The sequence below is a fragment of the Methylobacterium trifolii genome (assembly GCF_022179685.1).
In the GTDB taxonomy this organism is placed as follows: Bacteria; Pseudomonadota; Alphaproteobacteria; order Rhizobiales; family Beijerinckiaceae; genus Methylobacterium; species Methylobacterium trifolii.
The window spans coordinates 1-5,386 of the sequence record NZ_BPRB01000146.1 but is presented as its reverse complement, the minus strand read 5'-3'; the positions used below and the strand labels follow the sequence as shown (position 1 = coordinate 5,386).

Annotated in this window: 7 protein-coding genes and 2 pseudogenes; all 9 read right to left on the bottom strand. The window is 44.7% G+C overall.

From position 1 onward, the window contains the following. Positions 1–133, bottom strand: a 133-nt coding sequence (locus COGEMETH_RS25990; RefSeq protein ID WP_238183198.1) for a phage DNA packaging protein C, incomplete at its 3' end; no start/stop codon positions are given. Then, positions 108–176, bottom strand: a pseudogene (locus COGEMETH_RS25985) (hypothetical protein); the annotation flags it as partial. The gene COGEMETH_RS25990 and the pseudogene COGEMETH_RS25985, both read right to left, overlap by 26 nt. Continuing rightward, a pseudogene (locus COGEMETH_RS25980) lies at positions 145–1,671 on the bottom strand (replication endonuclease); the annotation flags it as partial. The pseudogenes COGEMETH_RS25980 and COGEMETH_RS25985, both read right to left, overlap by 32 nt. A 63-nt stretch (positions 1,672–1,734) precedes the next feature. After that, the gene (locus COGEMETH_RS25975; protein WP_000466547.1) at positions 1,735–2,721 is read right to left on the bottom strand and encodes a Minor spike protein; all 987 of its coding nucleotides are present in this window, start codon (positions 2,719–2,721) and stop codon (positions 1,735–1,737) included. Positions 2,722–2,729: 8 nt separating this feature from the next. Continuing rightward, positions 2,730–3,257: a hypothetical protein gene (locus COGEMETH_RS25970; RefSeq protein ID WP_000487867.1), complete on the bottom strand. Its 528-nt coding sequence runs from the start codon at positions 3,255–3,257 to the stop codon at positions 2,730–2,732. A gap of 110 nt (positions 3,258–3,367) precedes the next feature. Then, positions 3,368–4,651 carry a major capsid protein gene (locus COGEMETH_RS25965; RefSeq protein ID WP_000065572.1) on the bottom strand — a complete coding sequence of 428 codons (1,284 nt, stop codon included), beginning with the start codon at positions 4,649–4,651 and terminating at the stop codon, positions 3,368–3,370. Positions 4,652–4,687: 36 nt separating this feature from the next. Continuing rightward, a complete protein-coding gene (locus tag COGEMETH_RS25960) occupies positions 4,688–4,804 on the bottom strand; it encodes a phage DNA packaging protein J (protein ID WP_000033471.1) in 117 nt (38 codons plus the stop codon). Continuing rightward, positions 4,804–5,262, bottom strand: coding sequence for a scaffolding protein D (locus COGEMETH_RS25955; protein ID WP_000084700.1), 459 nt, complete (start codon positions 5,260–5,262; stop codon positions 4,804–4,806). The genes COGEMETH_RS25960 and COGEMETH_RS25955 overlap by 1 nt, the downstream gene beginning before the upstream one ends. Next, positions 5,259–5,386: phage DNA packaging protein C (locus tag COGEMETH_RS25950; RefSeq protein ID WP_171841498.1), on the bottom strand; the 128-nt coding region annotated here is incomplete at its 5' end. The genes COGEMETH_RS25950 and COGEMETH_RS25955, both read right to left, overlap by 4 nt.

Sequence of the window (5,386 nt, the reverse complement as noted above, 5' to 3'; positions counted from 1 at the left end):
CGAACGTGCCAAGCATATTAAGCCACTTCTCCTCATCCAACGCGTCAGTTTTTGACAGAATCGTTAGTTGATGGCGAAAGGTCGCAAAGTAAGAGCTTCTCGAGCTGCGCAAGGATAGGTCGAATTTTCTCATTTTCCGCCAGCAGTCCACTTCGATTTAATTCGTAAACAAGCAGTAGTAATTCCTGCTTTATCAAGATAATTTTTCGACTCATCAGAAATATCCGAAAGTGTTAACTTCTGCGTCATGGAAGCGATAAAACTCTGCAGGTTGGATACGCCAATCATTTTTATCGAAGCGCGCATAAATTTGAGCAGATTTGTCGTCACAGGTTGCGCCGCCAAAACGTCGGCTACAGTAACTTTTCCCAGCCTCAATCTCATCTCTCTTTTTGCGTTCTGCTTCAATATCTGGTTGAACGGCGTCGCGTCGTAACCCAGCTTGGTAAGTTGGATTAAGCACTCCGTGGACAGATTTGTCATTGTGAGCATTTTCATCCCGAAGTTGCGGCTCATTCTGATTCTGAACAGCTTCTTGGGAAGTAGCGACAGCTTGGTTTTTAGTGAGTTGTTCCATTCTTTAGCTCCTAGACCTTTAGCAGCAAGGTCCATATCTGACTTTTTGTTAACGTATTTAGCCACATAGAAACCAACAGCCATATAACTGGTAGCTTTAAGCGGCTCACCTTTAGCATCAACAGGCCACAACCAACCAGAACGTGAAAAAGCGTCCTGCGTGTAGCGAACTGCGATGGGCATACTGTAACCATAAGGCCACGTATTTTGCAAGCTATTTAACTGGCGGCGATTGCGTACCCGACGACCAAAATTAGGGTCAACGCTACCTGTAGGAAGTGTCCGCATAAAGTGCACCGCATGGAAATGAAGACGGCCATTAGCTGTACCATACTCAGGCACACAAAAATACTGATAGCAGTCGGCGTGTGAATCATTAGCCTTGCGACCCTCGGCAGCAAGAACCATACGACCAATATCACGAAAATAGTCACGCAAAGCATTGGGATTATCATAAAACGCCTCTAATCGGTCGTCAGCCAACGTGAGAGTGTCAAAAACGATAAACCAACCATCAGCATGAGCCTGTCGCATTGCATTCATCAAACGCTGAATAGCAAAGCCTCTACGCGATTTCATAGTGGAGGCCTCCAGCAATCTTGAACACTCATCCTTAATACCTTTCTTTTTGGGGTAATTATACTCATCGCGAATATCCTTAAGAGGGCGTTCAGCAGCCAGCTTGCGGCAAAACTGCGTAACCGTCTTCTCGTTCTCTAAAAACCATTTTTCGTCCCCTTCGGGGCGGTGGTCTATAGTGTTATTAATATCAAGTTGGGGGAGCACATTGTAGCATTGTGCCAATTCATCCATTAACTTCTCAGTAACAGATACAAACTCATCACGAACGTCAGAAGCAGCCTTATGGCCGTCAACATACATATCACCATTATCGAACTCAACGCCCTGCATACGAAAAGACAGAATCTCTTCCAAGAGCTTGATGCGGTTATCCATCTGCTTATGGAAGCCAAGCATTGGGGATTGAGAAAGAGTAGAAATGCCACAAGCCTCAATAGCAGGTTTAAGAGCCTCGATACGCTCAAAGTCAAAATAATCAGCGTGACATTCAGAAGGGTAATAAGAACGAACCATAAAAAAGCCTCCAAGATTTGGAGGCATGAAAACATACAATTGGGAGGGTGTCAATCCTGACGGTTATTTCCTAGACAAATTAGAGCCAATACCATCAGCTTTACCGTCTTTCCAGAAATTGTTCCAAGTATCGGCAACAGCTTTATCAATACCATGAAAAATATCAACCACACCAGAAGCAGCATCAGTGACGACATTAGAAATATCCTTTGCAGTAGCGCCAATATGAGAAGAGCCATACCGCTGATTCTGCGTTTGCTGATGAACTAAGTCAACCTCAGCACTAACCTTGCGAGTCATTTCTTTGATTTGGTCATTGGTAAAATACTGACCAGCCGTTTGAGCTTGAGTAAGCATTTGGCGCATAATCTCGGAAACCTGCTGTTGCTTGGAAAGATTGGTGTTTTCCATAATAGACGCAACGCGAGCAGTAGACTCCTTCTGTTGATAAGCAAGCATCTCATTTTGTGCATATACCTGGTCTTTCGTATTCTGGCGTGAAGTCGCCGACTGAATGCCAGCAATCTCTTTTTGAGTCTCATTTTGCATCTCGGCAATCTCTTTCTGATTGTCCAGTTGCATTTTAGTAAGCTCTTTTTGATTCTCAAATCCGGCGTCAACCATACCAGCAGAGGAAGCATCAGCACCAGCACGCTCCCAAGCATTAAGCTCAGGAAATGCAGCAGCAAGATAATCACGAGTATCCTTTCCTTTATCAGCGGCAGACTTGCCACCAAGTCCAACCAAATCAAGCAACTTATCAGAAACGGCAGAAGTGCCAGCCTGCAACGTACCTTCAAGAAGTCCTTTACCAGCTTTAGCCATAGCACCAGAAACAAAACTAGGGACGGCCTCATCAGGGTTAGGAACATTAGAGCCTTGAATGGCAGATTTAATACCAGCATCACCCATGCCTACAGTATTGTTATCGGTAGCAAGCACATCACCTTGAATGCCACCGGAGGCGGCTTTTTGACCGCCTCCAAACAATTTAGACATGGCGCCACCAGCAAGAGCAGAAGCAATACCGCCAGCAATAGCACCAAACATAAATCACCTCACTTAAGTGGCTGGAGACAAATAATCTCTTTAATAACCTGATTCAGCGAAACCAATCCGCGGCATTTAGTAGCGGTAAAGTTAGACCAAACCATGAAACCAACATAAACATTATTGCCCGGCGTACGGGGAAGGACGTCAATAGTCACACAGTCCTTGACGGTATAATAACCACCATCATGGCGACCATCCAAAGGATAAACATCATAGGCAGTCGGGAGGGTAGTCGGAACCGAAGAAGACTCAAAGCGAACCAAACAGGCAAAAAATTTAGGGTCGGCATCAAAAGCAATATCAGCACCAACAGAAACAACCTGATTAGCGGCGTTGACAGATGTATCCATCTGAATGCAATGAAGAAAACCACCATTACCAGCATTAACCGTCAAACTATCAAAATATAACGTTGACGATGTAGCTTTAGGTGTCTGTAAAACAGGTGCCGAAGAAGCTGGAGTAACAGAAGTGAGAACCAGCTTATCAGAAAAAAAGTTTGAATTATGGCGAGAAATAAAAGTCTGAAACATGATTAAACTCCTAAGCAGAAAACCTACCGCGCTTCGCTTGGTCAACCCCTCAGCGGCAAAAATTAAAATTTTTACCGCTTCGGCGTTATAACCTCACACTCAATCTTTTATCACGAAGTCATGATTGAATCGCGAGTGGTCGGCAGATTGCGATAAACGGTCACATTAAATTTAACCTGACTATTCCACTGCAACAACTGAACGGACTGGAAACACTGGTCATAATCATGGTGGCGAATAAGTACGCGTTCTTGCAAATCACCAGAAGGCGGTTCCTGAATGAATGGGAAGCCTTCAAGAAGGTGATAAGCAGGAGAAACATACGAAGGCGCATAACGATACCACTGACCCTCAGCAATCTTAAACTTCTTAGACGAATCACCAGAACGGAAAACATCCTTCATAGAAATTTCACGCGGCGGCAAGTTGCCATACAAAACAGGGTCGCCAGCAATATCGGTATAAGTCAAAGCACCTTTAGCGTTAAGGTACTGAATCTCTTTAGTCGCAGTAGGCGGAAAACGAACAAGCGCAAGAGTAAACATAGTGCCATGCTCAGGAACAAAGAAACGCGGCACAGAATGTTTATAGGTCTGTTGAACACGACCAGAAAACTGGCCTAACGACGTTTGGTCAGTTCCATCAACATCATAGCCAGATGCCCAGAGATTAGAGCGCATGACAAGTAAAGGACGGTTGTCAGCGTCATAAGAGGTTTTACCTCCAAATGAAGAAATAACATCATGGTAACGCTGCATGAAGTAATCACGTTCTTGGTCAGTATGCAAATTAGCATAAGCAGCTTGCAGACCCATAATGTCAATAGATGTGGTAGAAGTCGTCATTTGGCGAGAAAGCTCAGTCTCAGGAGGAAGCGGAGCAGTCCAAATGTTTTTGAGATGGCAGCAACGGAAACCATAACGAGCATCATCTTGATTAAGCTCATTAGGGTTAGCCTCGGTACGGTCAGGCATCCACGGCGCTTTAAAATAGTTGTTATAGATATTCAAATAACCCTGAAACAAATGCTTAGGGATTTTATTGGTATCAGGGTTAATCGTGCCAAGAAAAGCGGCATGGTCAATATAACCAGTAGTGTTAACAGTCGGGAGAGGAGTGGCATTAACACCATCCTTCATGAACTTAATCCACTGTTCACCATAAACGTGACGATGAGGGACATAAAAAGTAAAAATGTCTACAGTAGAGTCAATAGCAAGGCCACGACGCAATGGAGAAAGACGGAGAGCGCCAACGGCGTCCATCTCGAAGGAGTCGCCAGCGATAACCGGAGTAGTTGAAATGGTAATAAGACGACCAATCTGACCAGCAAGGAAGCCAAGATGGGAAAGGTCATGCGGCATACGCTCGGCGCCAGTTTGAATATTAGACATAATTTATCCTCAAGTAAGGGGCCGAAGCCCCTGCAATTAAAATTGTTGACCACCTACATACCAAAGACGAGCGCCTTTACGCTTGCCTTTAGTACCTCGCAACGGCTGCGGACGACCAGGGCGAGCGCCAGAACGTTTTTTACCTTTAGACATTACATCACTCCTTCTGCACGTAATTTTTGACGCACGTTTTCTTCTGCGTCAGTAAGAACGTCAGTGTTTCCTGCGCGTACACGCAAGGTAAACGCGAACAATTCAGCGGCTTTAACCGGACGCTCGACGCCATTAATAATGTTTTCCGTAAATTCAGCGCCTTCCATGATGAGACAGGCCGTTTGAATGTTGACGGGATGAACATAATAAGCAATGACGGCAGCAATAAACTCAACAGGAGCAGGAAAGCGAGGGTATCCTACAAAGTCCAGCGTACCATAAACGCAAGCCTCAACGCAGCGACGAGCACGAGAGCGGTCAGTAGCAATCCAAACTTTGTTACTCGTCAGAAAATCGAAATCATCTTCGGTTAAATCCAAAACGGCAGAAGCCTGAATGAGCTTAATAGAGGCCAAAGCGGTCTGGAAACGTACGGATTGTTCAGTAACTTGACTCATGATTTCTTACCTATTAGTGGTTGAACAGCATCGGACTCAGATAGTAATCCACGCTCTTTTAAAATGTCAACAAGAGAATCTCTACCATGAACAAAATGTGACTCATATCTAAACCAGTCCTTGA